This is a genomic window from Muriicola sp., from assembly GCF_049669965.1.
Lineage (GTDB): Bacteria > Bacteroidota > Bacteroidia > Flavobacteriales > Flavobacteriaceae > Muriicola.
In genome coordinates, this window is record NZ_JBATLB010000277.1 from 1 (window position 1) to 2,284 (window position 2,284).

A 2,284-nucleotide genomic window follows, 5' to 3' on the forward strand; every position below is an offset into this window, starting at 1 on the left:
TATCCTGAAACAGATACGAAAGACATTTGGGTGCTGTTAAAGCCATCAGACAACAAATACTACCCGCAGTCCGACTATACTAATACGTCCTATAAGGAAAATGGCAAATGGCAGGTAGTGACCAGATTTGGGGGTGACCAGGGTGAGACGGTTGATCTGGTGGTTTATGAAACAGATGCTGCGGCTTCGCAGTCCTTTAGTGAGACCATAGCCAGCTGGAAAGCTGCCAATAACTATGTGGGGTTAACTATGGAAGAAATACCGGTCGGTGCTACGGAAATTGAAAGAATACAAGTAAGCTTAGCAGGGAATTGCCGGGGAATCCACTAACCATAGAAGTTTTTATTTCCATAATAAGATAAACAGTTCCAGGGAAGGTGCTAATTATTCTATTTGACATAATATAAATTATAGTACAAATGTATTGCGTGCAGTTTCCGTATAGCTGTGCTATTTTATATAATTGTAGATATGATTGCCTTTAGGCTCATATCGTCAACAATTATGTAAAAGGAAATCGCAGAATAAAGATTAGCTGTTAAGCAAATCTTTTTCAAGATTCATGAACACCTTAATAATAAAATAACTAGTGGTGAATAAACCAACACGCTATACTTAAATTAATGTTCCACATTCGTAAGCTATAATTATTCACCTCATTTTATTTTTTTTCTATGGGTGTTCATGAATGCTTTGCATTTCTATATTATATAAAATATCCCTCACGTTTATAGCTTTTAAGCGAATTATGAACGGGGTTATTAAACTTGTTCATCGGTATGCTGCGAATGGCGAAATATTTTTTTTGTACCTATAATTTGTCGTTAAGTAAAATAGCCGCTTGGGCAACCACATCAGCCTGCGCTCGGCCAACGCCATTTAAAAGCTAACCTTTTTGGTTTCTTTAAAATTTCCGTATTCGTGGAAATGTGTGCAAGATTTTTTTCTACGACATTCTCGTCAACTTGCTGTAAGAGTACAAAATTACTCTGCGAGATAATTTCTGTACACTTACTAACCTCTTATATTGTTTGTAGCTTTTCTTTAGGCACTTCTTACATTATGTCAAATAGAGCTAGTAGTCCCTCCCTTAAAATATTTAGATAAAGAAAACGAACCAAAAGAATAGGCACTTTTTCTGATGTATTTTTGGCTGCACCAAAACCATCACTGTTTTCTAAATTTTCTCCAAGGCTTCGAAAATTCTTTACAAAAACAGTTCTAATACTGCAGAAAAAGATCTTCCTGAACAACGATCCTTTATAAAAAATGGAATCGAAGAATCAATGGATTCTGAGATTCACGAATACCTTATTATAAAATAAGAATCACATGAGTAATTATGTCAAAGCCGTTTAACTGGAATAGTACTTAACGGCGGTAGGTCATAATTCTTTATGCAGTTTGTAAGGTAACTAATTGTATCTATCTAAATTCCTCATTTAAATAGATTAGGCAAGAGTTATACTAAAGAATAGTTATCTTCATTTTTGAAAGTACACTTTCAAGTTTTTCAATGAAAAAAATACGAAAATTCGGAACCTTTGCAGGTGTTTTCACCCCTTCATTACTTACCATTTTGGGTGTTATCATGTACATGCGTTTGGGCTGGGTGGTTGGTAATGCCGGATTAATTGGAGCGATTGTTATTATTATTATCGCCCATGTGATTTCAGTAACCACAGGATTGAGCATCTCCTCTGTGGCCACCGACAAGAAAATTGGTGCCGGGGGTGTTTACTATGTACTTTCACGCAGTATGGGCGTCCCTATTGGTGGCTCCATTGGTATTACACTTTACGTGGGTACCGCACTGTCTATTGCTTTGTATTTAATTGGATTTGCCGAAAGTTTCAATGATTTTTTTGACTTTGGTATGACCATTAATGATTTTAGGATCACTGGTACTCTTGCATTGGTTGCACTTACCTTACTTGCTTTAATAAGCACTTCTATAGCCTTAAAAACACAATACATTATTTTAACGGCAATTGCAGTATCTATCGTATCCATCGTTTTGGGAACAAGGGATTTAGTGCCTGAAACAGTTGGTATGGTAGCCACTGAAGGCGCGGTCCCTATGGAAATTATATTTGCTGTATTTTTTCCTGCGGTTACCGGATTTACAGCTGGAATTGCGATGAGTGGTGATCTAAAAGATCCCAAGAAATCTATTCCAACAGGTACCTTATGGGCAATTGGTGTTGGACTTATCGTTTATATATTCCTGGCAGTTTTTATTGCCGTAAGTATCAATTCAGAAACTTTAAAATCGGATTATAAC

General features: G+C 36.4%; 2 protein-coding genes. Both read left to right on the forward strand.

The annotated features are described in order from the left end of the window. Positions 1 to 330, forward strand: a 330-nt coding sequence (locus tag WBM49_RS13645) for a hypothetical protein (protein WP_424372597.1), incomplete at its 5' end; no start/stop codon positions are given. Between the two features lie 1,186 nt (positions 331 to 1,516). Next, positions 1,517 to 2,284 (forward strand): amino acid permease (locus WBM49_RS13650; protein WP_424372598.1); only part of this gene is annotated, 768 nt, incomplete at its 3' end.